Genomic DNA, 24809 nt, shown 5'->3' with positions numbered 1-24809 from the left:
GATGAGCTGGACGATCGACGTCGACCAGGTCCGCCCGCTGGCGCGCGGCGCCGCGATCCTCGGCACCGGCGGCGGCGGCGACCCGTACATCGGCTCGCTGCTCGCCGCCCAGGCGATCCGCGAGCACGGCCCCGTCACGGTCGTCGGCCTGGACGAGCTCGGTGACGACGCGCTCGTCGTCACCGCGGCGATGATGGGCGCCCCCACCGTGATGGTCGAGAAGCTGCCCAACCTCGACGAGGTCGTCGCGTCCGTGCGCGCCCTCGAGCACGTGCTGGGCCGCACCGTCAGCCACGTCGCCTGCGCCGAGGTGGGCGGGGTGAACTCGACGGTCCCCGTGGCGGCCGCGGCCGCCCTCGGCGTGCCGCTGCTCGACGCCGACGGCATGGGCCGGGCGTTCCCGGAGCTGCAGATGGTGCTGCCCACCCTCTACGGCGTCACGGCGTCGCCGCTGTCGTTCGCCGACGACAAGGGCAACACCGGCGTGCTGACCACCGTCGACAACACCTGGACCGAGCGCATCGCCCGCGTCGCCTGCGTCGAGATGGGCTGCTCGGTGATGATCGCCGGCTTCCCGATGAGCGGCGCCCAGGCCCGCGAGAGCCTCGTGCGCGGCTCCCTGAGCACCTGCGTCGGCCTCGGCGAGGAGATCGCGGCCGCCCGCGCCGAGCACGACGACCCCGTGCGGCGCATCGTCGAGCGGCTCGGCGGCCGGGAGCTGTTCGCCGGCAAGGTCGTCGACGTCGAGCGGGCGACGACCACCGGGTTCGCGCGCGGCCGCGCCCGCATCGAGGGGGCCGGCGGCGACCTCGTCCTGGAGTTCCAGAACGAGCACCTCCTGGCCCGCCACGACGACCGGGTGCTCGTCACGACCCCCGACCTGATCATCGTGCTCGAGCACGACACCGGCGAGGCGATCACCACCGAGGGGCTGCGCTACGGCCAGCGCGTGCGCGTGGTCGCCGCCCCCGCCGACCCCCGCTGGCACTCCGACGAGGCGCTCGCCATGGTCGGGCCCGGGTACTTCGGGTACGACGTCGCGCCCCACCGGTTCGACGGGGCGGCGGCGGTCGCGGCATGAGCTGGGAGCTGACCGCCCGCGACCTGCCCGACCTCGCCCGGGGCGCCACCCTGCTCGGCACCGGGGGCGGGGGAGACCCGTACATCGGCCGCCGGCTCGTGGAGCAGGTGCTCGGGGACCGGACGATCACGATGCTCGACCCCGACGACCTCGCCGACGACCTGTTCGTCGTCCCGACCGCGCAGATGGGCGCGCCCACCGTCATGGTCGAGAAGATCCCGGCCGGCACGGAGCCGCTGCTGGCCCTGCGGACGCTGGAGCGGCACCTGGGCCGGACGGCGGACGCCACCATGCCCATCGAGTGCGGCGGGATCAACTCCATGATCCCGCTGGTCGTGGCGGCGGAGACGGGCCTGCCGGTGGTCGACGCGGACGGCATGGGGCGCGCGTTCCCCGAGCTGTCGATGGAGACGTTCGCCGTCTACGGCGTGCACGGCTCGCCGCTGGCGCTCGCCGGCGAGCGGGGCGAGCAGGTGGTGATCGACACCGGCGACGACGACCGCCAGATGGAGTGGCTCGCGAGGGCCGTGACGATCCGGCTGGGCGGGGTGGGACACATCGCGGAGTACGCGATGACCGGCGCCGACGTGCGGCGCACCGCCGTCCCGCGCACCGTGTCGATGGCGCTGGACCTGGGCCGGGCGATCCGGCTCGCCCGGGAGGAGAAGCGCTCGCCGTTCGACGCGATCGCCGACACCCTGGCCCGCACGCCCTACAGCCACGTGCGGGAGCTGTTCGTCGGCAAGGTGCGGGACGTCGAGCGGCGTACCACCGACGGGTTCGCGCAGGGCAGCGCCCGCATCGTCCCCCTGTCCTCGGGAGACGGGTCCTCGCAGGACGAGCGGGTGTGCGAGCTGGAGTTCCAGAACGAGAACGTCGTCGCGCGCGTCGACGGCCGTACCGTCGCCCTCGTGCCCGACCTGGTGTGCGTGCTGGAGGCGGAGACCGCCGAGCCGATCACGACGGAGGGGCTGCGCTACGGGCAGCGCGTGCGCGTGCTCGGGATCTCGACCCCCGCGATGATGCGCACCCCGGCGGCGCTGGACGCCTTCGGCCCGCAGGCCTTCGGGCTGACGGAGGAGTTCGTGCCCGTCGAGGAGCTCGCCCTGCAGGACGCCGCGCTCCCGTAGTGCGCGGCCTCCTAGGCTGCAGGGCGTGGCCCACGTCCTTCGGTCCAGCGACCTGCCCGCCCTGGCGGCCGGCTGCGCGCTGTTCGGTGCCGGCGGCGGCGGCGCGACGTGGCCTGTCGAGCTGATGGTCCGTCGTGGCGCGCCGTGGCCGGTCACCCTGCACGACGTCGCGGACGTCGACCCCGCCACGCCCTGCATGGCCGTGGCGTACTCCGGGTCGCCGGAGCTGCTCGGCGAGCGCCTGCCGTCGCTCGACCCGTTCGGGATCGCGACGGACGCGGTGGAGCGGTGGGTCGGCACCGAGATCCCGGCGCTGTGCTCGATGGAGATCGGCGGGATGAACGGGCTGACGACGCTCGGCGCCGCCGCCGGGCGCACGCTCGTCGACGCCGACCTCATGGGGCGGGCGTTCCCCGGGTTCGACCAGGTCTCGCTGCTGGTGGACGGCGTGCCGGGCGTGGTGCTCGGCTGCGCGACGGGTGCCGACGGGGTCGCCGTGGTCTCCCAGGCCCGCCCGGCCGACGTCGAACGGCTGCTGCGCACGGCGATCACCACGGCGGGCGGCTGGGCGGGGATCGTGCTCGGCGGGTTCACGGTGGGCGACCTCGCCCGGCACGCCGTCCTCGGCGCCTACGAGCGGGTGCTGTCGGTGGGCCGGGGGTTCGCCGACGCCCGGTTCGGCGAGCCGCACGACGTCGCGCGGGCGATCGGCGGCACGTTCCTCGCCGAAGGGCGGGTGCAGCGGGCCCCGCAGGCCACCCCGCACGCGGGGGTGACGAGCGTCGACCTGCGCGCCGTCGACGGCGCGGTGGTGCGCCTGGTGGCGCGCACCGAGCTCCTCGCGGTGCTGCGGGACGGGGTCGTCGTCGCGGCGGCGCCGACCGTCGTCGCCGCCGTGGACGCCGTGACGCGCGAGGTGGTGCAGATCTCGGAGCTCACGCCGGGGCGGAACGTCTTCGTCCTCGCGCTGCCCGCGCCGGCGTGGTGGCGCGCCGCGGACCACCGGCTCGCCGCGGTCACCCCGTCGCACTTCGGCGTCGAGGGCCTCGACCTGGCCACCGACCCGGGCACCGACCCGGCTACCGACCCGGCCACCGACCCGGCCGGCACGAGCACCGACACCCGGGAGGCGACATGAGCGACGGCCTGACCCTCTCCGCCCTGCTGGCCCACCCCCGCAACGGCGGCACCCGGCACGTCGCGGGCGGCGGGCGGACGGAGCGGACGTGGTCGAGCGCGGTCGTCGAGACGAGCGAGGACGCGCTCCCGCCGTCGGCCGACTCCGCCCTGGCGGTCATCGTCTCGGGGCCGCCGTCCGCGCCCTGGCAGCTCGACGCGCTGCTGCGGCGCGTGCGGGACCGGGGCTTCACCGGGCTGGTGCTGCCCGACGCCGCGGCCGTGCACGAGTCCGCGAGCCTCGCCGACCGGCTGGGCCTGGTGCTGCTGGTGGTCGACCGGCCGTGGGAGCTCGCCCGGACCTGCTGGGAGATGCTCGAGCAGCGGGACGCGATGACGCTGTCGCTGGTGCGGCACGTGGCGCAGTCGATCGAGTACCACGCCGAGGACCTGCCGGACCAGCTGCGGCACGTGGCCGCCAACCTCGGGTACGGCGTCGCGCTCGTCGACCGGGCCGGCGTGCTCGTCAGCGCGGGGCCGCCGCTGGCGCAGGGCGTGCTCGAGGAGATCTCGTTCTCCGGCTGGGCGGACACGGTGCGCACCGACGCCGGCGCGTGCGCATCGGTGCGGGTCGAGAGCCCGAGCCGCGAGGGCCTGCGCCTGGTGGTGCACGGCGCGGCCCTGACCGACGCCCAGCTCGCCGCCCTCACCACCGCCGCGGAGGTGGCCATGCCCATGGTCGCGGCCCGGCTGCTGCTCGACGAGATCGCCGCCGTCAGCGACGTCTCGCTGTCGTCCGGGCTGCTGAGCGACTTCCTGGAGCAGAAGGGCGCGCCGGACCCGGACGTCGAGCGGCGGATGCGCGAGCGCGGCTGGCGCACCAGCGGCTTCCACGTGGGGTTCCGCATGCTGGCGCGCGGCCGGCTCGACCCCTTCGAGCTCGTGCGGGCCGTGCGGCGCGAGCTGGGCCGGCTGCCGGTGGACTCGCACGTCACCACGCGCGGCCGCGGCGTCCTGGGCTGGCTGACGTTCGCCGACCGGCCGTCGCCCACCGACCTGGAGCGGCGCATCGCCGCGCTGCGCGACCTGCACGCGACGGCGGGCGACCAGTTCCCCGTCGCGACCGGCGTCGGCTCGCTCCAGGAGGGCGGCCAGGGCATGGTGTCGACGCTGGAGGAGGCGGCGGACGCGGCGCGGCTCGCCGTGTCCCGGTCGTCGTCCTCCTGGTTCCTGCACATCGACCGGCTCGGGCTGGAGCAGCTGCTCCTGGCGTGGACCGGCAACGACACGTTCGTGCCGACGGCGCAGGCGCTGCTCGCCCCGCTGACCGCGGCGGAGCGGGCGACCCTCACCGCGTTCCTCGACCACGAGTCGCAGGTGGCGGCCACCGCGACCGCGCTCGGCGTCCACCGCAACACCGTGACGGGCCGCATGCAGCGCATCCAGGAGGCGCTCGGGATCGACCTCGACGACCCCGAGGCCCGCCTCGCCGTGCACCTCGCGTGCCGGGCGGCGGCGCCGGCCAGCTAGACCGTGCCGGTGGTGTCCAGCCAGGAGCCGATCGCGAAGGTCGCGCCCAGGGCGGCTGCCCCGCCGACGACGACGCGCGCCGTCGCCCGCAGCCGCGGGGCGCCGCCGATCCACGCCGCGGTCGCGCCGGTGACCGCGAGCGCCACGAGCACGACCAGGAACGTCGCGACGATCTTGGCCGGCTCCGGGATGAGGAGCACGGCTGCGAACGGCAGGATCCCGCCGATGGTGAAGGCCGCGAACGACGCGATCGCGGCGTGCCACGGGCTCACGACGTCGTCGGTGTCGATGTTCAGCTCGGCCGACAGGTGGGCGCGCAGCGGGTCGTGCGCGGTGAGCTCCGTGGCGACCTGGCGTGCCGTGCCCTCGCTGAGCCCCTTCTCCCGGTAGATGCCGACGAGCTCGTCGAACTCCTCCTCGGGCATGGTCGCGAGCTCGTGCTTCTCGAGCGCGATGAGCGCCTTCTCGGAGTCCGACTGGCTGGAGACGGAGACGTACTCGCCGAGCGCCATCGAGATCGCGCCGCCGACGAGGGCCGCCAGCCCGGCCGTGAGGATCGCGCTGTGCGCCGACGTCGCCGCCGCCACGCCGACCACGACGGCGGCGACGGAGACGATCCCGTCGTTGGCGCCCAGCACGCCCGCGCGCAACCAGTTCAGGCGTTGCGCGAGCCCGCCGCCGTGCGGCTCGTCCGGGTGCCCGGTGCCCCGGCGCTCGTCCTCACCGACCGACATGACCCCAGTACAGCACCGGGCGCGGAGGTCCGCCAGCGAGGACGGGCGGCGCGCGCCGGTCAGGTCCGCAGGGAGAGCTCGCGGAACAGGGGGTTGCGCAACGGGACCGTCATCAGCAGGACCATGGCGGAGCCGTACAGCACGAACGGCACCCAGAGGGCGGTCACGGAGGCCAGCGCGCCGAACGCGGCCATCGCCAGCGGCATGAGCACGTCGTCGCCGAGCCGGGTGATCGACGCCATCCGCCCCAGGTACGAGGGGTCGACGGTGCCGGCGAACGTCGCGCCGAGCAGCGCCGAGGCGTACCCGGCCGTGAGCCCGATCAGGAGGCACGCCGCGCCGCCGAGCGGGAGCGGGCCGACGCCGAGGGCGCAGATCGCCGCACCCTGCACGACGAGCGCGCGGAACCCGGCCCGCGCCTCGTGCCGGGGCCGCCAGCGGGCGACCGACAGGGCGCCGAGCGCCGCGCCCAGCCCGATGCAGGCCTCCAGGATCCCGACGGCCGGGGCGCCCCAGCCCTCGTCGTGCGCGCGCAGCGCGATCCCGATGCCGACCGCGGGCCCGACGGCGAGGTTGAGGCCCGACAGCGCGAGCACGAGCGTGCGCGTCGCCGGCGCGCCCCGCAGGTGCCCGAAGCCGCGCCGGATCCCGCGCCACGGGGACTCCGGCTCGGCGCGGGGGAGCCCGAACCGCGGCCGCAGCCAGACGACCACGAAGGCGACGACGAGGGTGAAGGTGACCGCGTTGACCGACGCGCTGCCCGCGAGCCCCGTGTGCGCGACGAGGAACCCGCCGGCCGCGGCACCCGCCATCGTGGCCAGCCGCGACGCCGTCTGCGACACCGCGCTGTACGACGGGAGGTCCTCCGTGCGGACGAGCTGGCGCGCGATCGTGGCGGCGGACGGCTCGTAGAAGGCGTCGCAGACGCCGAACGCGACGGCGGCGACGGCGAGCAGCCCCACCGACGGCGCCGACGACAGGGCCCACAGCGCGGTGGCGACCAGCACGCCGACCCGCAGGAGGTTGAACAGGAGCATGACGTGCCGCGCGTTCGCCCGGTCGGCGAGCACGCCGCCGAACAGCAGGACGGCGGCCCGCGGGACGGTGCCCGCGGCGACGACGAAGCCGGCGACCGCCGGGGACGCGACCTGCACGGCCGTCCACGCCAGCGCGATCGTCCACAGCGCGTCGCCGGCGTCGGAGAGGGCCTTGACGCCGATCCACGCGTGGACAGCGCGGTCGCGCGCGAACCGCGGCGGCTCGCGCAGGAGCACGGGCTGCGGCGCGCTGCTCGTGGCGCTCTCGGCACCGCTCGTGGCGCTCATGGCGCCGTGGGGAAGCCGTGGCCGAAGACGAAGACCGGGCGGCGCTCGGCCCCGTCGTCGGTGTCGATCCCGGCCTGCCAGGCGGCGAACGTCTCGCGCATCGCCTCGGACAGGGCCGCCAGCTCCTCGGGGGTGGCCCAGGCGAGCCAGTCGATGCTGAACGCCGCGCGGTTCCACTCGGGCGTGGAGCCGGTGCGGTGGTGCCAGGCCCGCAGCCGGTCGACGTGCGTGCGGACGTTGGCCCGCTCGGCCTCGCGGGCGAGCAGGGCGTCGGCGGGGGAGTCGGGGAAGTCCTCGGCCGACCAGCTCATGCCCTGGCGCGCCAGCTGCCACCAGCTGGTGCGCCGGTCCCCGGTCGGGTCCTCGACACGTTCGACGCGGCCCGCCCGCGCCAGGATCCGCAGGTGATGGCTGATGCTGCCGACCTGCTGGTCGAGGGCCCGCGCCAGCGTCGTGACCTGGGTCGCCCCGTGCAGGCCGAGGTAGTCGCACATGCGGCGACGCACCGGGTGGTGGACGGCGGTGATCGCTTCGATCGGCTCCATGCCGTCGACGCTACGGGCGCCCCACCAGGTCCACAAGACTTCTTGTATACCGCGGTATCTCGCCGATTCTCGGCCCTAGGCGTGGGTCGGGTGCTCGTGCTCGGGGTGGGTGTCGGGCTCCACCTGGAAGGTGGAGTGCTCGACGGCGACGTCGAAGTGGGTGGCGACGCACTCCTGCAGCTCGTCCAGGATGCGCCCGGCGTGCCCGTCGTTGAAGCAGGCGGAGTCGACCACCACGTGCGCGGACAGGATGGGCAGGCCGGTGGCGATGAGGGAGGCGTGCACGTCGTGCACGTCGCGCACGTGCTCCACCCGCAGCAGGTGGGTGCGCACCTCGTCCAGGTCGAGCCCGGGCGGGGCCGACTCCAGCAGCACCGACCCGGCCGACCGCAGCAGGCGCACGGCTCGCGGCAGGATGAGCGCGCCGATGAACAGCGCGGCGACGGCGTCGGCACGCTGCCAGCCCGTCGTGGCGATGACGATCGCCGCGACGATCACGCCGACGGAGCCCAGGGCGTCGTTGAGGACCTCGAGGAACGCGGCGCGCAGGTTGAGGTTCGCGTCGCGGCGGCTCGCGAGGACCGCCATCGCCGCGAGGTTGCCGACGAGGCCGACGACGCCGAAGACGACGAGCTCGGTGGACGGCACCTCGGGCGGGTCGGCGAGCCGGAGCACGGCCTCCACCAGCACGTACACGCCGACGACGAGCAGCACGGCCGCCTGCGCGAGCGCGGCGAGCACCTCCGCCCGCCGGTAGCCCCACGTGCGCTGCGCCGACGGCGGGCGCAGGGACAGGTGGGCGGCGAACAGCGCGAGGGCGAGCCCGCCGGCGTCGGTGAGCATGTGCGCGGTGTCGACCAGCAGCGCGAGGCTGCCGGTGATCACCGCGCCGACGGCCTGCGCGAGCAGGATGAGCGCGGTGATGCCGAAGGCGACGGCGAGCCGGCCGCGGTGGTCCGTGGCGGCGTGCGCGTGGCCGTGGTCGTGGCTCATGGGTGGGCCTCGTCGTGGTGGTCGTGGTCGTGCACGAGCTCGCCCTCCCACGCCTCGCGCCCCTCGTGGACCGCGAACGCCGCGATGACGAAGCCGGCGACCGGGTCGAGCCAGGCCGCTCCGGTGAGCTGGAAGGCGACGAGGCCGGCCAGCGTCGAGACGGACAGGAGCACGCAGATGCGGGTCTCGGCGGCGTCGGCGAGGATCAGCGGGTCGCGCAGCGCCCTGCCGACCCGCATCTTGGCGGCGGCGAGCAGCGGCATGACGACCAGCGACGCGACCAGGACGACGACCGCCACCGGCGACCCGTCCGGCGTCTCCCCGCCGACGAGCGACCGCACCCCCTCGACGGTGACCCACGCGGCGAGCAGGAAGAACGTGACGGCCACGAGCCGCAGGGCGCGGCGCTCCTTGCGCGGGTCGTGGTCGCCGTGCCGCAGCCGGGCGGACAGCCGCAGCGCGACCAGCACGGCCGCGAACGACTCGATCGCGGAGTCGACTCCGAAGCCCACGACCGAGACCAGCCCGGCCGCCACGCCGGCGCCGATCGCCACCACGCCCTCGACGACGTTGTACGCCACCGTCGCCTGCGCCAGCCGCAGGCCGCGGCGGGTGAGGTGCTCGTGCTCGACGGCGACGGTCATGCCGCACCCCTGGCGTCGGCATGACCGTCGGCACCGGTGTCGGCGCGGCCGTCGTGCCCGTGGGCGCCGGGCGTCGCGCACGTGCAGTCCGGGCCGCAGCAGTCGGGGTCGACGACCAGGGCGAGGCGCAGCATGTCGCCGAGGGCGTGCGCCAGGTGCGGGTCGGACAGCCGGTACTCCGTGTGCCGGCCGGACGGGACACCCACGACCAGCCCGCACCCGCGCAGGCACGCGAGCTGGTTGGACATCACCTGGCGGGAGACGCCGAGCGCCTGTGCGAGGTCGGACGGGTACGCCGGCGCGTCCCGCAGCGCGAGCAGGATGCGCGCCCGCGTCCCGTCCGACAACGCGTGCCCGAGCCGCGCGAGCGCGGCGGTGTGCGTGAGCGTCACGGTTCCCATGAGGCCGACAGTACATGGAAACCTGTACTCATGACGCCTGTCGGATCGGTTCGGCAGTGGGTGGATCGGTTCGGCAAGCCTCCGTGCCGAACCGATCCACCCACTGCCGAACCGATCAGGCGGCGGGCGGGGCGATCCCGTCGAGGAGCGCGAGCTCGTCGTCGCTCAGCCGGAGGGCGCCGGCGGCGACGTTCTGCTCCAGGTGCCCGAGGTCGCCGGTGCCGGGGATGGTGAGGACGTGCGGCCCGCGGTGCAGGGTCCACGCCTGCCGCACCTGGGACGGCGTCGCGCCGTGCGCCGCGGCGACCGACTCGACCTCGGCCCGCCCGGCCTCGTGCGGGGTGCCACCGGGGACGGCCCCGGGCAGGGCCGCGCCCATGGAGAAGAACGGCACGAACGCGATGCCGAGCTCTCCGCACCGCGCGAGCAGCCCGTCGTCGGCGCGGTCGGTGAGGCCGTACCGGTTCTGCACGCAGACGACGGGCGCGATCTGCAGCGCCTCGTCGAGCTGTTCCGGCAGCACGTTGGAGACGCCGATGTTCCGCACCAGGCCGGCGTCGCGCAGGTCCGCGAGCGCGCCCACGTGCTCGGCCACCGACCCGGGCTCGCGGTCGAGGCCCGCGCCCCAGCGCAGGTTCACGACGTCGAGCTGGTCGAGGCCGAGCTGACGGATGTTCTCCTCCACGTGGCTGCGGAGCTGGTCGGGGCGGGCGTAGGGCTCGAAGCTGCCGTCGCGCGAGGCGGACGCGCCGATCTTGGTGGTGATCACCAGGTCGTCCGGGTACGGCTGGAGCGCCGCCCCGATGAGCTCGTTGGCCGAGCGGGTGGGGAAGAAGTAGAAGGCGGCGGTGTCGACGTGGTTCACGCCGAGCTCGACGGCGCGGCGCAGGACGGCGATCGCGTCGGCCCGGTCGCGGGGGACGGGGTCGCCGAAGGTGCCCATGAGCCGCATCGCGCCGAAGCCGACGCGGTTGACGGTGCGGTCGCCGAGCTGCCAGGTGCCGGCCGCGGCGGCGTCCGGGGCGGTGGACGCGGTGGACACGGCGGCAAGGTCGGTGCGGGTGGTGGTGGTGTGCGTGGTCATGCGGCCAGCCTGCGCCGCGCCCGGCGCGCGCCCGCCGCGGTGGCAGCTTGTTGCCGCCCCTGGCAGCAGGTTGCCACGGGGAGCAGAATCGAGGGCATGCAGACAGGCGAGGCCGTCACGATCGTGCGCGGCGAGGAGGAGCTCCTCGCCCGCACCGCCCACCTCTTCGCCACGGCGACCGACGTCGCCTGCGCGGCCAACGACCTGTTCACCTGGCAGTCGACCCACCCCGCGCAGGAGGCCTCGGCGCTCTGCCCTGCGCGGCCGGACGTCCGCGTGCGCAAGGTCTACCGGGCGGGCATGCTGCTCGACCCGGTGGCCGCCCACCACCTCGAGACGGTCCGCGACCTGCACGGCGCCCAGATCCGCATCACCGCCGACGAGATCAACGAGACGATCATCCTCGACCGCCGGCTCGCGGTCCTCGCGGGCGACGTGCGGGCGGGGCGGCGCAGCTACAGCGTCGTCACCCAGCCGGAGGTGGTGCAGGGCGTCGTCTCGCTGTTCGAGGTGGCGTGGCGCACGGCGACCGACCTCGCCCTGTACGACGCCCGGATCGCCGAGATCCGGCAGCTGGCGCCGCGGGTGCTGGACCTGCTCGGGCAGGGGATCAAGGACGAGACGGCGGCCCGGCGGCTCGGGCTCGGCGTCCGCACCTACCGCCGGCGCGTGGCGGAGCTCATGGACGCCCTCGGCGCCGAGTCGAGGTTCCAGGCAGGGGTCCGGGCGCGGGAGCTCGGGCTCGTCTGAGGGGCGACGGCGCGCGTCGATGACTTCCCGGTCCCGGTGCCGTCCACCGAGGACGAGCACGCACCGAAGCGGAAGGACGGATCGATGTCGAACCTGACCGTGGACCTCATCATCTCCCTCGACGGCTACGCCTCGGCGGAGGGGTGGCCGGGGTTCTGGGGCTTGGAGGGCCCGGGGTACCTCGCGTGGATCGGGGACCCGGCCCAGAACGCGCACACGTCGCTCATGGGCGCGACGACGTACCGGCTGATGTCGGGGTTCGCGCAGGAGGCGCCCGGCGAGGCCGGGCTCGCCGAGCTGACGGCGATGCCCAAGGTCGTGTTCTCCGCCAGCCTGGAGGAGCCCCTGACCTGGGCCAACACGGAGCTGGTCCGCGGGGACGCCGTCGAGGCGGTGCGGGAGCTGAAGGAGAGTCACCCGCGGCCGCTGCGCACGATCGGCAGCCTCAGCCTCGCCCGGTCCCTGCTCCTGGCCGGCCTCGTGGACCGCTACCGGGTGGTCGTGTTCCCCGTGATCACGGGCGCGACGGGGAGCGAGCGCATCTTCGACGGCTACCCCGACGTCGCCCTGGAGCTGGTGGAGAGCCGCCTCTTCGACGGCCGGCTCCAGCTGCTCGAGTACGTGCCGACGGTGCTCGACGGTCCGCCCGGCGACGACGATCGGTCCTGAACCGCTCCTTGCCAGCGGGCTCGCGGCCGCCGTCGGCCCGGGTGCATCTAGTCCGATTCTCCGGGGATCGAGCCCGGCGGCGGGCCGGGGGTCTTGGGCTCGTCGGGGGAGTCGGGCGACGGGGTCCCTTCATGTGCCGGCGGGCCGGGGCTCTTGGGCTCGTCGGGGGAGTCGGGCGACGGGGTCCCTTCATGTGCCGGCGGGCCCGGGCTCTTGGGCTCGTCGGAGGAGTCGTCGGGGCGACGTGCGCCCGGGCGGGTGGGATTGCCGGGACTCGCCGGCTCGGTGGGACCGGGGTTCTTGGGGCCGCTCACGACAGGTCTCCTTCGGTGGTGGAGTGCGAGCTGTGCACTGAACTCGATCTTCGCCCCGGGGCGCCGTGGCCGCACGAGGTGGCCACCTGCCCGGTTCCGAACCCGCTGGTCCACCGGTCCTCGATCAGAATTGCCGTGCAGCGACGTCCGGGCGGTGTGACGACGCAAGCAGCTCGCGGAGGCGAGCTGCGGAGACGGGGGCGCCCGGGTCGCCGAGGTAGTTCTTCGCGAAGCCGTCGAGGTCGGCGGCGTAGATCGGGGTGTAGGCGCCCGACTCGGGCTCGAAGCACCACGACTCGGCGAGCGTCCCGGCGTCGACGGTGTCGAAACCGAGCGTGCTCACGATCCGGGAGACGCTCGCCTTCGCCTCGCTGTCGTCACCGGCGACCGGCAGCGCAGTCCGCGGGGAGGAGTGCGCGAGGTGGGGGATGTGGTGGGAGACGATGTTGTTGAAGGCCTTCACGACGACGGAGCCGGGCAGGAGCGCCTGCTCGTGCTCGGCCGTGGTGCTCGCAAGCGTGTCCAGCGGTTCGATGCGACCGTCACGGTGGGGGTAGTAGTTGCCGGTCGAGAGGATCGTCTTTCCGGAGAGGGCGTCGACGGGCAGGTTCGGGTAGGCGCTCAGAGGCACGGCCAGCACCGGGACGTCGCCGAACTCCGCAGCCGCTCGCGCATCGCCGGCCCGTGCGAGGGGACCGAGCTCGTCGATCAGGGCAGTGAGGGACTCCGGTCCTCGAGAGTTCGCGATGAGGACTTCGTCCTCGGCTGCGACGGCCAGGCGGGCGATCGCGCTGCCGATGGCTCCGCTGCCGATGATGCCGATGCGTGTCATGGTCTCTCCTGAACTTCGTCGTGGTGGTCGGTGTCATGTCTCTCGGGTGGTGCCGTCGTCGCCCACCCGTTCCTGGTCAGTTCGGCCAGAGCCGCCGCGGACGCGTCGTCGGCCAGGGCCGCACCGCCCACCCAGCTGGTGGCCAGTGCGGCCAGGAACAGGTCGCGAGCCCGGACGTCCCGGCGTGCGCTCCCGTCGTCCTGCGCGGCGTGCAGGAACTCCTCGGTCGTCGTGATGAACCCCTGGCAGGTCACCGACAGCGGGGACGATCCGGTCGTGGTCGCGGCCCGCAGCGGCTCAGGCAGGCCGTCGAACGCTCCCGCCCACGCGGCGATCGCGTCGAGCCACCCGTCCAGTGCGTCGGCCGCGCTCACCGATCCGCTGCGGAGGTGATCACGCCGAGCCACGAGCGCGTCGTCGCGAGCGGTGAGCAACGCGGCGATCAACGTCTCCCGGTTCGGGAAGTGCCGGTAGAGCGTCCCTGCGCCGATCCCGGCCCGCTTGGCGATCGCGTCGAGTGAGCCGGTGACTCCGTGCTCGGAGAAGTACTGCTCCGCCGTGTCGAGGATCCGGTCCCTGTTGCGCTGGGCATCGGCCCGCGGAGCGCGAGCCCTGTCCGTCGTTCTGTGCATCACCACGCACCTCTGCCGATATAGCGGAGACTCTCTCCGCATCCATGCAAGCGGAGACTATGTCCGCTCGGCGGGCGGGTCAAACATGTCCGTCAGGACCGACCGTGGCTCTCACGACGGTCTCGGGCATCCGCCGCCGGCGGCCAGCCCGCTGCTGCCGTCGCGCAGGCGCTGCGGCGGTCTTGGTCCGGGCGGTCAGCCGCCCGGCCGCACCAGCCCCGACTCGTAGGCGAGGACGACGAGCGCGGCGCGGTCCCGCGCGTCCAGCCGGGTGAGCAGCCGGCTGACGTAGGTGCGCGCCGTCGCGGGGCTGAGGTAGAGGTCGCGGGCGATCTCGTCGTTGGTCAGGCCCCGTCCCACGCGTTCCAGGACCTCGCGCTCGCGCCCGGTGAGGTCGTCGACGAGGGCGGCGAGGCGGGCGTCGACCGCGCGCGAGCCCGCGGCCGCGCGCATGACCGTGGCCGTCACCGCGGGGGCGAGGAGCGAGTCGCCGGCGGCGACGGTGCGCACGGCGGCGCGCAGGTCGCCAGGGGAGACGTCCTTGAGCAGGTAGCCGGCGGCCCCCGCGCGCAGGGCCTCGACGACGTGCTCGTCCTCGTCGAACGTCGTCAGCACGAGCACCCGCACGCCGCGCAGCGCCGGGTCGGCGACGATCGCGCGCGTCGCCTCGATGCCGTCCAGGAGCGGCATGCGCACGTCCATGAGCACGACGTCGGGCCGCAGCTCGCGCACGCGGGCCAGCCCCGCGCGCCCGTCGGCCGCCTCGCCGACGACCGTGATGTCGCCGTCGTGCTCCGCCAGCGGACGCAGCCCGGCACGCACCAGCTCCTGGTCGTCGACCAGGACGACCCGGATCGCCGGCGCCTCGCCCGCGTCGACCGTCATCGCGCCTCCTCGTCGTCGAGCCTCGCCGGCAGGTCGGCCGTGACGACGAACCCGCCGCCGGCGGCGTCGCTCGCGTCCAGGGTGCCGCCCAGCAGCGCGACCCGTTCCCGCATCCCGGCGATGCCGGTGCCGGAGCCAGGAGCGGGTCCGGACCCGCCGGACCCGCCTGCCGGGCCGTCCGGCGCGCCGTGCCCGTCGTCGACGACCGTCAGCCGCAGCCGCCCGTCCGCCACGACCGCCCGGACGCCGGCGCGGGTCGCCCCGGAGTGCCGCAGCACGTTCGTGAGGGACTCCTGCACCACGCGGTACGCGGCGGCGTCGATCGTGTCCGACACGGCCCCGGGAGGCACGTCGACGGCGACGTCGACCGCGAGCCCGGCCGCCGTCGCCGGCGCGACGAGGGCGTCCAGGCCGGCGAGGCCGAGCGACCCCCGCGGGGCGTCGCGGTCCGGGCCGGGCGCGGCACGCAGCACCTTCACGGTGGCGCGCAGCTCGGCCAGGGTGCCCGACGTCGCGTCGCGCACGCGCGCGAGCGCACCCCGCGCCGCGTCGTCGTCGCGCCCCACGGCCTCCGCCGCGACGCCCGAGTGCAGGGCGACGACCGAGAGCGTGTGCCCGATCGTGTCGTGCAGGTCGCGCGCGATGCGCAGGCGCTCCTCCTGCAGCCGCCGGGCGGCGGCGCTCGCCTCCTCCGCGGCGGTCAGCGCCCGCACCTGCTCGGTGCGCTCGCGGGCCTCGCGCGCGAGCCGGACGGCCACCCCCAGCGCGATCGCCGCGGCCGTCAGCGCGACGTTGGTGACCAGGTCGTAGGCGGGCAGGGCCGCGGCGGGGTCGTCGTCCACCACCCGGAAGTACGTGGCGACGGCGATGAGGACGACGCCCGTGGCGACCGCCCAGGCGGTGCGGCCCAGCTCCGCCGCGGAGTAGAGGGCGGCGACCGCGGGCAGCACCATCCCGATGGGCGCGAAGCCGAGCGCGTAGTAGGCGCACACGGCCAGGAAGGTCGCGACGAGCATGAGGCGCGGCAGGCGCCGCCGCAGCAGCACGAGGGCGCCGAACCCGAGGGCGAACAGGTAGGCGACGGGGCCGGTGCTGCCCGTCCCGTCCGGGTCGGCGGCGATGACGACCGCGACGACCAGCGTCATCGCCAGGCCGAGCACCACGTCGGCGACCCACGGGCTCGGGCCTGCCGTCGCGCGCGAGGTCATGCCGACCAGGCTAGGCGACCGGGCCAGCGCCCGGCCCGGAAGGGGGACGGATCAGGGGCGAGTCGGGGTCGGTGTCGCTCCCGGGCGACACCAGGAGACGCTCCCGGGCCGATGTGGCGGCCCCGGTCCGGGCGGGATCGTCGAGCCATGACCTCACCACAGCAGCCCGACCCCCGGTACCCGTCCGCCTCGCAGCCCGTCCCGCCCTCGTCGTCGCAGCCCGGCCCGCCGCCCGCGGGGCAGCCCGGCCCGCCGCCCGCGGGGCAGCCCGGCCCGCCGCCCACCGGGCAGCCGGCCGGCATCTCGTGGCCGCTGGTCGCCGGCCTGGCGTCGATGGCGCTCCTGTGGCCGCTCACCGCGCTCACCGGCATCGGCGGCACGGGCGCGCCGCGGGCGTTCACCATCGTCGCCGTCACCGCCGTCGTGTGGATCGGCGTCGTCGGCCTCGGCCGCGTGCCGCGCCCGGTCGCCACCCTCACCCTCGCCGGCCTCGGGTTCGGCGTCGTCGCGCTGGCCGTGTCGATGCTCGTCGGCGGTGTCGGGATCGGCGGCGGGGGAGCGGCCGCGTGGACGGCGGTCCCCGCGCTGGCGATGGACGCCGGCTGGGGCGCGCTCGCCGGCGTCGTCGCGCTCGGCGTCCAGAGGGCGCGCGGGGCGGGGCCCCGATGAGACGACGCGCGACGGCGGCCGCGCTCGCGGCCGTCACGACCCTCGTCGCCGCCGGGTGCAGCGGCGTCCCCGGCTCGGTGACGCCGGTCGACGAGCCGGAGTTCGCCCAGGAGCTGGCGGTCCCGCCGCTCGCGGAGTCCCGCGTCGTCGACGGCGTGCGGACCTTCTCCCTGACCGCGCAGGAGGGCACGACGTCGTTCGCGCCCGCCACGGACGCCGGCACGGCGACCGAGACGTGGGGCTTCGACGGCGCGTACCTGGGCCCGACGCTGCGCGCCGAGCGCGGCGAGAAGGTCGCGGTCGAGGTCACCAACGACCTCGGCGAGACGACGAGCGTGCACTGGCACGGGATGCACCTGCCGGCCGCGATGGACGGCGGCCCGCACCAGGCGGTCGAACCGGGCGGGACGTGGCGGCCCGCCTGGACGATCGACCAGCCCGCCGCGACGCTCTGGTACCACCCGCACCCCCACGGGCAGACCGAGGAGCACGTGTACCGCGGGCTCGCGGGGATGTTCATCCTCGACGACGACGCCTCGCGCGCGGCCGACCTGCCGAGCACCTACGGCGTCGACGACGTGCCCGTGGTCGTGCAGGACAAGGTGTTCGACGACGACGGGCAGCTGGAGCTGTCCGACGACGGCGGCGAGCCGGGCACGCTCGGCGGCACGGTCATGACCAACGGCACGGTCGGCGCCTACCAGGAGGTCACGACCGAGCGGGTGCGGCTGCGGCTGCTCAACGGCTCCACGGCGCGCACGTACTCCCTCGGGTTCGCCGATCGTCAGCTGGACCTCGTCGCCACCGACGGCGGGCTGCTCGACGCGCCGGTGCGGCTGGACGAGGTGCGCCTCGCGCCGGGGGAGCGGGCCGAGGTGGTGGTCGAGATGGCCCCCGGCGAGACGACGCGGCTGCGCTCGTCGGAGGCCGACCTCGGCGGCGTCGCCGCGCCGTTCGCGATGGGCGGCAACGACGCGTTCGACGTGCTGGAGCTGCGGGCGGCCGACGAGCTCGCGCCGTCGCCGGAGCCCGCGTGGGGGCCGTCGCGGCATGCGGCCGGCGACGCGCTCCACGAGCAGGACGCCAGCGTGACCCGCACGTTCGACCTCGACGAGCGCACCATCAACGGCGAGCGGATGGACATGGGCCGCATCGACGAGGTGGCCACGGCGGGGGCGACCGAGATCTGGGAGGTGCGCAACACCATCCCCATGCCGCACAGCTTCCACGTGCACGACGTCCAGTTCCGCGTCCTGACGATCGACGGCGAGGCACCGCCGCCCGAGCTCGCCGGCCCCAAGGACACCGTCTACCTGGAGCCGCGGCGCACGTACCGGCTGCTCATGCGGTTCGACGACTACACCGACGACCGGCTGCCGTACATGTACCACTGCCACATGCTGCTGCACGAGGACGAGGGGATGATGGGCCAGTTCCTCGTCGTCGAGCCGGGGTCGGACGCCGCGCCCGGGCGGGCGGGGCACCTCGCCGGCCACGCCGGCCCGGACGACGGCGCGGACGACGGCCACGCCGCGCACGACGCCGGCGCGCGTCAGGTCGGCGACGGGTACGGCCCGCGACGGGCCGCCCCCACCCACGACCACGGCTGACCGGCGCGGCCCGCCCGGTGCTCACAGCAGCGGCAGGCTCCGGATGATGCGGTCGACCTTGTTCCGCGGCCCGACGATCCCGACGGCGGCGTAGTCGAACTCGTCGACGGGGGTGCGCGCGACGGCGTCGAGGTACTCGTCGTAGACCCGGACCGCCTGCCCGACGGCCGGCATGTCGGCGACGAAGGTCTGCTCGTGCGCCGCCGCCCTCGCCCTGATCTCCCGCAGGGTGGCGGCGTCCGCGGCGACGACCGTGCAGCCGGTCCACGGCAGCCCCGGGTGCACGGTGCCGTCCGCGTCCTTCGCGTCCGGGCCGAGCAGGCCGTCGACGCGGGGCACGGTGGCCGCCGCGACGCAGATCGCCGCGTTCGCCGCCAGCCCCGGGGCCAGGGTGTCCCGCACGGCGATCACCCACTTGAGCCGCGCCCTGCGGGTCGGGGTGGCGGTATCGATCTCCTCCGGGGCGAACCCGATGTCACTCATGCGTACTCCTCCGTCCGTTCGTGCGGTCGTGCAGCGCGACGCTACGACGTCCGTCGGCCGTGGCGCCGCGGATCCGTACGACGTTCGGGAAGAGTGGGAGAATCCCCGTCATGGACGAACTTGATCGGGCCATCCTGCGCGAGCTCCAGTCGGATGCTCGGCGGACCAACCGGGACGTCGCGGCGGCCGTCGGCGTCTCGCCGAGCACCGCGCTGGAGCGCACGCGCGCCCTGCGCCGCCGCGGGGTGATCCGCGGCGCGCTGCTCGACGTCGACCTGGGCGCGATCGGGCGGCCGGTGCAGGCGCTCGTGTCGGTCCGCATCCGCCCGCCGTCGCGCGACGTCATCGAGGAGTTCCGCGACTGGGCGCAGGACCTGCCGGAGACGCTCGGCGTGTTCGTCACGACCGGCACGGCCGACTTCGTCCTGCACGTCGCCGTCCCCGACAACGACCGGCTCTACGCGTTCGTCATCGACCGCCTCACCCAGCACCGGGCCGTCGCGGACGTCCGCACCTCCGTGGTGTTCGAGCACCTGCGCACGACGCGCGTCGACCCGGTGCCGGAGGACTGAGCCGGGTCGCGGCAGGCCGCCGCACCGCCGTCCGGAGCGAGGGAATTGCGCTGGCGCGTGCCCGGGGCCGCTGCCAGGATCGCGCCATGCCCCTGCTGCTCCCCGTGACGTTCGCGCCCTTCGCCGCCGCCGAGCAGCCCGTGCTCGACGTCCCCGCCGTCGGCGCCCGGCTGCGCCCCTGGAGCGGGGACGACGCGCCGGCCGTCCGCGCCGTCTACGCGGACGACGCGGTCCGGCGCTGGCACGCGCGCACCTTCGACTCGGACGAGGAGGCGCGCGCGATGCTCGAGGGCTGGCGCGAGGGCTGGTCGAACGGCAGCGAGTCGAGCTGGGCGGTCGTCGACGCGGCGTCGGACGCGCTGCTCGGGCGGGTCGCGGTCAAGCTCTTCGACCCGCACGGCGTGGGCGCCCTCGCCTACTGGACCGCCCCCGCGGCGCGCGGTCGCGGGGTGGCCCCCGCCGCGGCGCAGGTCGCCACGGACTGGGCCTTCGACGCCGGCTTCCACCGCGTGGAGCTGGTGCACTCGAGCGACAACGCTGCGTCGTGCCGCGTCGCCGAGAAGGCGGGCATCCCGGGCGAGGCCGTGCTGCGCCAGTCCGTGCGCCACGCCGACGGCTGGCACGACATGCACCTGCACGCCCGCACGCGCGGGGCGCCTGAGCCGGTGGACGGGCCGGTGAGCGGGCCGGTGAGGGACGGGGGTGGCCTGGCCGGTCGGGCCGTAGGAGGATCGCCTACGTGAACCGACCCGGTCCGGAGCAGCACCTGCGCGACCTCGCGCTGCTGCGCCGCGTGCGCGACCGGATGGACCGCGAGTTCGCGCAGCCCCTGGACGTGGAGGCGCTGGCCCGCGGCGTGCACATGTCGGCCGGGCACCTGAGCAGGCAGTTCAAGCAGGCGTTCGGCGAGTCGCCGTACAGCTACCTGATGACGCGCCGCATCGAGCGGGCCATGACCCTGCTGCGCCGCGGCGACCTCAGCGTGACCGACGTCTGCTTCGCGGTGGGGTCGTCGTCGCTCGGCACGTTCAGCACCCGCTTCACGGAGCTGGTGGGCATGTCGCCGAGCGAGTACGCGCGCCGTGCCCGGACGTCGGGCGCCGGGGAGCTGCCGTCGTGCGTCACCAAGCAGGTCACGCGACCCATCAGGAATCGAGAAGCACCGGCGGTGGAGGTGCACCTAGCGTGAGATCCATGGACATCACCATTCACACCACGTTCCTCCCGCACACCGACCCGGAGGCCTCCCTGGGCTTCTACCGCGACCTCCTCGGGTTCGAGCTGGCCCAGGACGTCGGCCAGGGCGCCATGCGCTGGCTGACGTTCGTCTCCCCGGCGCAGCCCGACGTCCGGCTCGTCCTCACGCCGCCGGCCGCCGACCCCGGGGTCACCGACGACGAGCGCCGCACCATCGTCGAGCTGATGGCCAAGGGCAGCTACCAGTCGATCATCCTCGCCACGAAGGACCTGGACGGCGCGTTCGCGAAGCTCCAGGCCGCCGACGCGGAGGTCGTCTCCGAGCCCACCGAGCAGCCGTGGGGCGTGCGCGACTGCGCGTTCCGCGACCCCGCGGGCAACATGGTCCGCATCGACGAGGTCCGGTGAGCACGGTGTGCGTCCCCGGGCTGCCTCGCCCCGCCCGGAGCGCGGTCGTCGACGAGCCGGAGGACCTCGCCCGGGTCGTGGCGGCACGACCTGCCTCCCGTACGGCGTACGATTCTCTTCCCCCACGGCTGAACCTCCGACCGAAGGAGCACCCCGGTGACCGTCACGGAGCCCTCGATCACCGCACCGACGTCCCCTGGCCCGGCCCCGGGCCGCGTCGTCTCCGTGCACGTGAGCCCCGACCACGGCTTCAGCAAGCCGCCCGTTGACCGGATCGTCCTGGTCGAGGGCGTCGGGGTCGAGGGGGACGCCCACGCCGGCGTGACCGTGCAGCACCGCAGCCGGGTCGCCGTCGACCCCTCGCAGCCGAACCTGCGCCAGGTGCACCTCATCCAGGCCGAGCTCTTCGACGAGCTGCGCGCGGCGGGCCACGACGTCGGGCCCGGGGACCTGGGGGAGAACGTCACCACCCGCGGGCTCGACCTGCTCGCCCTGCCGGTCGGTGCGCGCCTGGCCGTCGGCGGCGCGGTCGTGACGGTGACCGGGCTGCGCAACCCGTGCCAGCAGATCAACGACTTCCGGCCCGGGCTGCTGAAGCAGGTGCTGCGCCGCCGCGACGACGGCGAGGTCGAGCGCCTCACCGGCGTCATGGGGATCGTGTCGCGCGGTGGCACCGTCCGCCCCGGGGACACGGTCGACGTCGAGCTGCCGGCCTCGCCGCACCTCCCGCTCACCCGCGTATGACCGCCGTCCCACCACGACCGTCCCACGCACGCCCACGCCCCCGGCGCGCCCGCGCCGTCACGACCGAAGGAGCCTCACGGTGACCACGAGCGAGCACGCCGCCGACGCGCACGACCTGATCCGCGTACGGGGGGCGCGCGAGAACAACCTGCGCGACGTCGACGTCGAGATCCCCAAGCGGCGGCTGACCGTGTTCACCGGGGTCTCCGGGTCGGGCAAGAGCTCGCTGGTGTTCGCGACGATCGCCGCCGAGTCGCGGCGCCTCATCGACGAGACGTACTCGACCTTCGTGCAGGGCTTCATGCCGTCCCTGCCGCGGCCGGACGTCGACACGCTCGAGGGCATCACCACCGCGATCCTCGTGGACCAGGAGCGCATGGGCGCCAACGTGCGGTCCACGGTCGGCACGGTGACCGACGCGAACGCGATGCTCCGCAACCTGTTCAGCCGCATCGGCGAGCCGTACGTCGGGCCGCCGACGGCCTTCTCGTTCAACATCCCGACGTCGACGGCGAGCGGCGTGTTCTCCACCGGCAAGGCCGGGGGCGAGGTGGAGAAGAAGGTCGTGCGCAACCAGGTGTACCTGGGCGGCATGTGCCCGGAGTGCGAGGGCCGCGGCACGGTGTCCGACCTCGACCTGTCGGTGATCGTCGACGAGACCAGGTCGCTGCGCGAGGGCGCGATCCTCGTGCCCGGGTACAAGGCCGACGGCTGGATGGTGAAGGGGTTCTCCGAGACCGGGCTGCTGGACGGCGACAAGCCGGTGCGGGACTACAGCGAGACCGAGCGCCACGACTTCCTGTACCGGGAGAAGGAGAAGATCCGGGCGCTGGGGATGAACATGACCTACCAGGGCCTCATCCCCAAGCTGCGCGAGTCGATGTTCAGCAAGGCGCCCGAGTCGCTGCAGCCGCACATCCGGGCGTTCGTCGAGCGGGCGGCCGTGTTCGTGCCGTGCCCCGCCTGCGACGGCACGCGGCTCAACGAGTCCGCCCGGTCGGCGAAGGTCAACGGCGCCGGCATCGCCGACGTGTGCCGCATGCAGATCACGGACGCCGCGACCTGGGCGCGGGGCATCGACGACCCGGGCGTCGCGCCGCTGGTCGGGAGCCTGCTGCACCTGTTCGACTCGTTCGTCGAGATCGGGCTGGGCTACCTCTCGCTGGACCGGCCCGCGGGCACCCTGTCCGGGGGCGAGGCGCAGCGCACCAAGATGATCCGGCACCTGGGCTCCGCGCTCACGGACGTCACGTACGTCTTCGACGAGCCCACCATCGGCCTGCACCCGCACGACATCCAGCGGATGAACAACCTGCTGGTCGACCTGCGCGACAAGGGCAACACCGTGCTCGTCGTCGAGCACAAGCCGGAGGCGATCGCCGTCGCCGACCACGTGATCGACCTCGGCCCGGGTGCCGGGACCGACGGCGGTACCGTCTGCTACGAGGGCACCGTCGAGGGGCTGCGGGCCAGCGACACGCTGACCGGCCGGCACCTCGACGACCGGGTGGCCGTCAAGGACACCGTGCGGGAGCCGTCCGGCGCGCTGGCGATCCGCGGTGCCACGCAGAACAACCTGCAGGGCGTGGACGTCGACGTCCCCACCGGGGTGCTGACCGTCGTGACGGGCGTCGCGGGCTCCGGCAAGAGCTCGCTCATCCACGGCAACCTCGGGGGGCGCGAGGGGGTCGTCGTGGTCGACCAGGGCGCGATCAAGGGCTCTCGCCGCTCCAACCCCGCGACGTACACGGGCCTGCTGGAGCCGATCCGCAAGGCGTTCGCGAAGGCCAACGGCGTCAAGCCGGCCCTGTTCAGCGCCAACTCGGAGGGCGCCTGCCCGACCTGCAAGGGCAACGGGCGCATCTACACCGAGCTCGGGTTCATGGAGACGGTCGAGACGCCGTGCGAGGACTGCGGCGGCAAGCGGTTCATGGCCTCGGTGCTGGAGTACACGCTCGGCGGGAAGAACATCGCCGAGGTGTTCGACCTGTCCGTCGCCCACGCGCACGCGTTCTTCCGCGAGGGCGAGGCGAAGATCCCCGCCGCGCACAAGATCCTCGCGCACCTGGAGGACGTGGGGCTGGGGTACGTCAAGCTCGGCCAGCCGCTCAACACGCTGTCCGGCGGAGAGCGGCAGCGGCTCAAGCTCGCCATGCACATGGGCGACAAGGGCGGCACGTACATCCTCGACGAGCCGACCACCGGCCTGCACCTGGCCGACGTCGCGAACCTCCTCGGCCTGCTCGACCGGCTGGTCGACGCCGGCAAGACCGTCATCGTCGTCGAGCACCACCAGGCGGTGATGGCGCACGCCGACTGGATCGTCGACCTCGGGCCCGGCGCCGGCCACGACGGCGGGCGCGTGGTCTTCGAGGGGACGCCCGCCGACCTGGTCGCCGCGCGCTCCACCGTCACGGGTGAGCACCTCGCCGACTACGTGGGCGCCTGATGGGCCGCGTGCTGGAGCGCTTCGCCGGGCGGGTCGCGCTCGTGACGGGCGCGGGCCACGGGATCGGCGCCGCCACCGCCCGGCGGCTGCACGCCGAGGGCGCCGCGGTCGTGCTGGCCGACGTCGACCTCGCAGCGGCCGAGGCCGTCGCGGCGGGGTTGGACGAAGGGCGCGAGGACGAGCGCGAGGACAGCCGGGCCACGGCCGTCGCCTGCGACATCACCGACCCCACGTCGGTCGACGCGGCCGTCGCTGACGCCGTGCGCCGCCACGGGCGCCTCGACGCGCTGGTCAACGTGGCGGGCGGGGCCCGCCCGCACCCCGGCGTCGTCGACGGGATGACGGACGACGACTGGGCCGGGACCGTCGACCTCAACCTCGCCGGCCCGATGCGCGTCGTCCGGGCCGCGGCGCCGCACCTGTCGCGCCGCGGCGGGGCGATCGTCCTCGTCGGCTCCGTCAACGGCCTGCAGGCGTTCGGCGACGAGGCCTACTCCGCCGCGAAGGCCGGCCTCAGCTCCCTCGCGCAGAACCTCGCGGTCCGGCTCGGGCCCGATCGGGTGCGCATCAACGTCGTTGCGCCCGGCACCGTCCGCACCCGCGTGTGGGACGGGCAGGGCGGCGCCGACGTGATGGCGCCGCTGTACCCGCTCGGGCGCGTGGGGGAGCCGGAGGACATCGCCGCCGCCGTCGCCTTCCTGGCCTCCGACGACGGGGCGTGGGTCACCGGCGTCACGCTCCCCGTGGACGGCGGGGTGCTGGCCGGCCCGTCGGCCGCGCTGGGCCGGCTGGGCCGCTGACGGC

The 24809-nt window shown here is 74.8% G+C and carries 27 protein-coding genes; 15 read left to right on the top strand and 12 right to left on the bottom strand.

The genetic code is table 11. From position 1 onward, the window contains the following. Position 1 precedes the first annotated feature (1 nt). Genes IEW03_RS16250 through IEW03_RS16235 form a run of 4 tightly spaced genes read left to right on the top strand, consistent with a single transcriptional unit; the run spans position 2 to position 4857 of the window. Positions 2-1081 carry an S-methyl thiohydantoin desulfurase family protein gene (locus tag IEW03_RS16250; RefSeq protein ID WP_188524754.1) on the top strand — a complete coding sequence of 360 codons (1080 nt, stop codon included), beginning with the start codon at positions 2-4 and terminating at the stop codon, positions 1079-1081. Beyond that, on the top strand, positions 1078-2211 hold the full coding sequence (locus tag IEW03_RS16245; protein WP_188524753.1) for an S-methyl thiohydantoin desulfurase family protein: 1134 nt from the start codon (positions 1078-1080) through the stop codon (positions 2209-2211). The genes IEW03_RS16250 and IEW03_RS16245 overlap by 4 nt, the downstream gene beginning before the upstream one ends. 25 nt (positions 2212-2236) lie before the next feature. Next, positions 2237-3349 carry an S-methyl thiohydantoin desulfurase domain-containing protein gene (locus IEW03_RS16240; RefSeq protein WP_229738347.1) on the top strand — a complete coding sequence of 371 codons (1113 nt, stop codon included), beginning with the start codon at positions 2237-2239 and terminating at the stop codon, positions 3347-3349. Continuing rightward, positions 3346-4857: a PucR family transcriptional regulator gene (locus IEW03_RS16235; protein ID WP_188524752.1), complete on the top strand. Its 1512-nt coding sequence runs from the start codon at positions 3346-3348 to the stop codon at positions 4855-4857. The genes IEW03_RS16240 and IEW03_RS16235 overlap by 4 nt, the downstream gene beginning before the upstream one ends. On the opposite strand, the gene IEW03_RS16230 is transcribed toward IEW03_RS16235, so the two are convergent. The 7 genes from IEW03_RS16230 to IEW03_RS16200 form a co-directional block, all read right to left on the bottom strand. Beyond that, positions 4854-5591, bottom strand: a complete 738-nt coding sequence (locus IEW03_RS16230; RefSeq protein ID WP_188524751.1) for a VIT1/CCC1 transporter family protein — start codon at positions 5589-5591, stop codon at positions 4854-4856. The genes IEW03_RS16235 and IEW03_RS16230 overlap by 4 nt on opposite strands. 59 nt (positions 5592-5650) lie before the next feature. Beyond that, positions 5651-6916 (bottom strand): MFS transporter, encoded by a 1266-nt coding sequence (locus IEW03_RS16225; protein ID WP_188524750.1) that lies wholly within the window; start codon positions 6914-6916, stop codon positions 5651-5653. After that, positions 6913-7461: a winged helix-turn-helix domain-containing protein gene (locus IEW03_RS16220; protein WP_188524749.1), complete on the bottom strand. Its 549-nt coding sequence runs from the start codon at positions 7459-7461 to the stop codon at positions 6913-6915. Before IEW03_RS16220 ends, IEW03_RS16225 begins: the two co-directional genes overlap by 4 nt. 75 nt (positions 7462-7536) lie before the next feature. Further along, positions 7537-8454, bottom strand: a complete 918-nt coding sequence (locus IEW03_RS16215) for a cation diffusion facilitator family transporter (RefSeq protein WP_188524748.1) — start codon at positions 8452-8454, stop codon at positions 7537-7539. Continuing rightward, the gene (locus tag IEW03_RS16210) at positions 8451-9098 is read right to left on the bottom strand and encodes a cation efflux transmembrane domain-containing protein (RefSeq protein ID WP_188524747.1); all 648 of its coding nucleotides are present in this window, start codon (positions 9096-9098) and stop codon (positions 8451-8453) included. The genes IEW03_RS16215 and IEW03_RS16210 overlap by 4 nt, the downstream gene beginning before the upstream one ends. Continuing rightward, entirely contained in the window at positions 9095-9499 is a 405-nt protein-coding gene (locus tag IEW03_RS16205) for an ArsR/SmtB family transcription factor (protein ID WP_188524746.1), read from the bottom strand. Before IEW03_RS16205 ends, IEW03_RS16210 begins: the two co-directional genes overlap by 4 nt. Before the next feature lie 115 nt (positions 9500-9614). Further along, positions 9615-10583 (bottom strand): oxidoreductase, encoded by a 969-nt coding sequence (locus IEW03_RS16200; RefSeq protein ID WP_188524745.1) that lies wholly within the window; start codon positions 10581-10583, stop codon positions 9615-9617. A gap of 96 nt (positions 10584-10679) precedes the next feature. Here IEW03_RS16200 and IEW03_RS16195 point away from each other — a divergent pair, with 96 nt between their 5' ends. Both IEW03_RS16195 and IEW03_RS16190 read left to right on the top strand, forming a co-directional pair. After that, positions 10680-11333 carry a helix-turn-helix domain-containing protein gene (locus tag IEW03_RS16195; protein WP_188524744.1) on the top strand — a complete coding sequence of 218 codons (654 nt, stop codon included), beginning with the start codon at positions 10680-10682 and terminating at the stop codon, positions 11331-11333. Positions 11334-11417: 84 nt separating this feature from the next. Next, entirely contained in the window at positions 11418-12002 is a 585-nt protein-coding gene (locus IEW03_RS16190; protein WP_188524743.1) for a dihydrofolate reductase family protein, read from the top strand. A gap of 438 nt (positions 12003-12440) precedes the next feature. Here the strand turns inward: IEW03_RS16190 and IEW03_RS16185 are convergent, their stop codons facing one another. The 4 genes from IEW03_RS16185 to IEW03_RS16170 form a co-directional block, all read right to left on the bottom strand. Then, positions 12441-13148 (bottom strand): NADPH-dependent F420 reductase, encoded by a 708-nt coding sequence (locus IEW03_RS16185; protein ID WP_188524742.1) that lies wholly within the window; start codon positions 13146-13148, stop codon positions 12441-12443. Continuing rightward, on the bottom strand, positions 13145-13780 hold the full coding sequence (locus IEW03_RS16180) for a TetR/AcrR family transcriptional regulator (protein ID WP_188524741.1): 636 nt from the start codon (positions 13778-13780) through the stop codon (positions 13145-13147). Before IEW03_RS16180 ends, IEW03_RS16185 begins: the two co-directional genes overlap by 4 nt. Positions 13781-13975: 195 nt before the next feature. After that, positions 13976-14665: a response regulator gene (locus IEW03_RS16175; RefSeq protein ID WP_188524740.1), complete on the bottom strand. Its 690-nt coding sequence runs from the start codon at positions 14663-14665 to the stop codon at positions 13976-13978. After that, positions 14662-15873, bottom strand: coding sequence for a sensor histidine kinase (locus IEW03_RS16170; RefSeq protein ID WP_188524739.1), 1212 nt, complete (start codon positions 15871-15873; stop codon positions 14662-14664). Before IEW03_RS16170 ends, IEW03_RS16175 begins: the two co-directional genes overlap by 4 nt. 147 nt (positions 15874-16020) lie before the next feature. Between IEW03_RS16170 and IEW03_RS16165 the strand changes: the two genes are divergently transcribed. Both IEW03_RS16165 and IEW03_RS16160 read left to right on the top strand, forming a co-directional pair. After that, entirely contained in the window at positions 16021-16542 is a 522-nt protein-coding gene (locus IEW03_RS16165; RefSeq protein WP_188524738.1) for a hypothetical protein, read from the top strand. Further along, on the top strand, positions 16539-18152 hold the full coding sequence (locus tag IEW03_RS16160; RefSeq protein ID WP_188524737.1) for a multicopper oxidase family protein: 1614 nt from the start codon (positions 16539-16541) through the stop codon (positions 18150-18152). The genes IEW03_RS16165 and IEW03_RS16160 overlap by 4 nt, the downstream gene beginning before the upstream one ends. Before the next feature lie 21 nt (positions 18153-18173). Here IEW03_RS16160 and IEW03_RS16155 read toward each other — a convergent pair whose 3' ends face one another. Further along, a complete protein-coding gene (locus IEW03_RS16155; protein WP_188524736.1) occupies positions 18174-18635 on the bottom strand; it encodes a DUF2000 domain-containing protein in 462 nt (153 codons plus the stop codon). A 110-nt stretch (positions 18636-18745) separates the two neighbouring features. Between IEW03_RS16155 and IEW03_RS16150 the strand changes: the two genes are divergently transcribed. From IEW03_RS16150 to IEW03_RS16120, 7 genes are all read left to right on the top strand, one after another. Then, entirely contained in the window at positions 18746-19207 is a 462-nt protein-coding gene (locus tag IEW03_RS16150) for an Lrp/AsnC family transcriptional regulator (RefSeq protein ID WP_188524735.1), read from the top strand. A gap of 86 nt (positions 19208-19293) precedes the next feature. Continuing rightward, complete coding sequence (locus tag IEW03_RS16145; protein ID WP_188524734.1) at positions 19294-19950, top strand: GNAT family N-acetyltransferase; 657 nt, start codon at positions 19294-19296, stop codon at positions 19948-19950. A gap of 62 nt (positions 19951-20012) precedes the next feature. After that, positions 20013-20396, top strand: coding sequence for a helix-turn-helix transcriptional regulator (locus tag IEW03_RS16140; protein ID WP_229738380.1), 384 nt, complete (start codon positions 20013-20015; stop codon positions 20394-20396). Positions 20397-20401: 5 nt separating this feature from the next. Further along, positions 20402-20812 carry a VOC family protein gene (locus tag IEW03_RS16135; protein ID WP_188524732.1) on the top strand — a complete coding sequence of 137 codons (411 nt, stop codon included), beginning with the start codon at positions 20402-20404 and terminating at the stop codon, positions 20810-20812. 156 nt (positions 20813-20968) lie between these two features. Continuing rightward, the gene (locus tag IEW03_RS16130; protein ID WP_229738345.1) at positions 20969-21556 is read left to right on the top strand and encodes an MOSC domain-containing protein; all 588 of its coding nucleotides are present in this window, start codon (positions 20969-20971) and stop codon (positions 21554-21556) included. 79 nt (positions 21557-21635) lie between these two features. Beyond that, positions 21636-24005, top strand: coding sequence for an ATP-binding cassette domain-containing protein (locus IEW03_RS16125; protein WP_188524731.1), 2370 nt, complete (start codon positions 21636-21638; stop codon positions 24003-24005). Continuing rightward, positions 24005-24805, top strand: coding sequence for an SDR family NAD(P)-dependent oxidoreductase (locus tag IEW03_RS16120; RefSeq protein ID WP_188524730.1), 801 nt, complete (start codon positions 24005-24007; stop codon positions 24803-24805). The genes IEW03_RS16125 and IEW03_RS16120 overlap by 1 nt, the downstream gene beginning before the upstream one ends. Positions 24806-24809: the final 4 nt, after the last annotated feature.

The organism is Isoptericola cucumis (assembly GCF_014635665.1).
Classification (GTDB): domain Bacteria; phylum Actinomycetota; class Actinomycetes; order Actinomycetales; family Cellulomonadaceae; genus Isoptericola; species Isoptericola cucumis.
The sequence above is the reverse complement of the archived record's forward strand: the minus strand, read 5'-3'. Positions and strand labels throughout refer to the sequence as shown.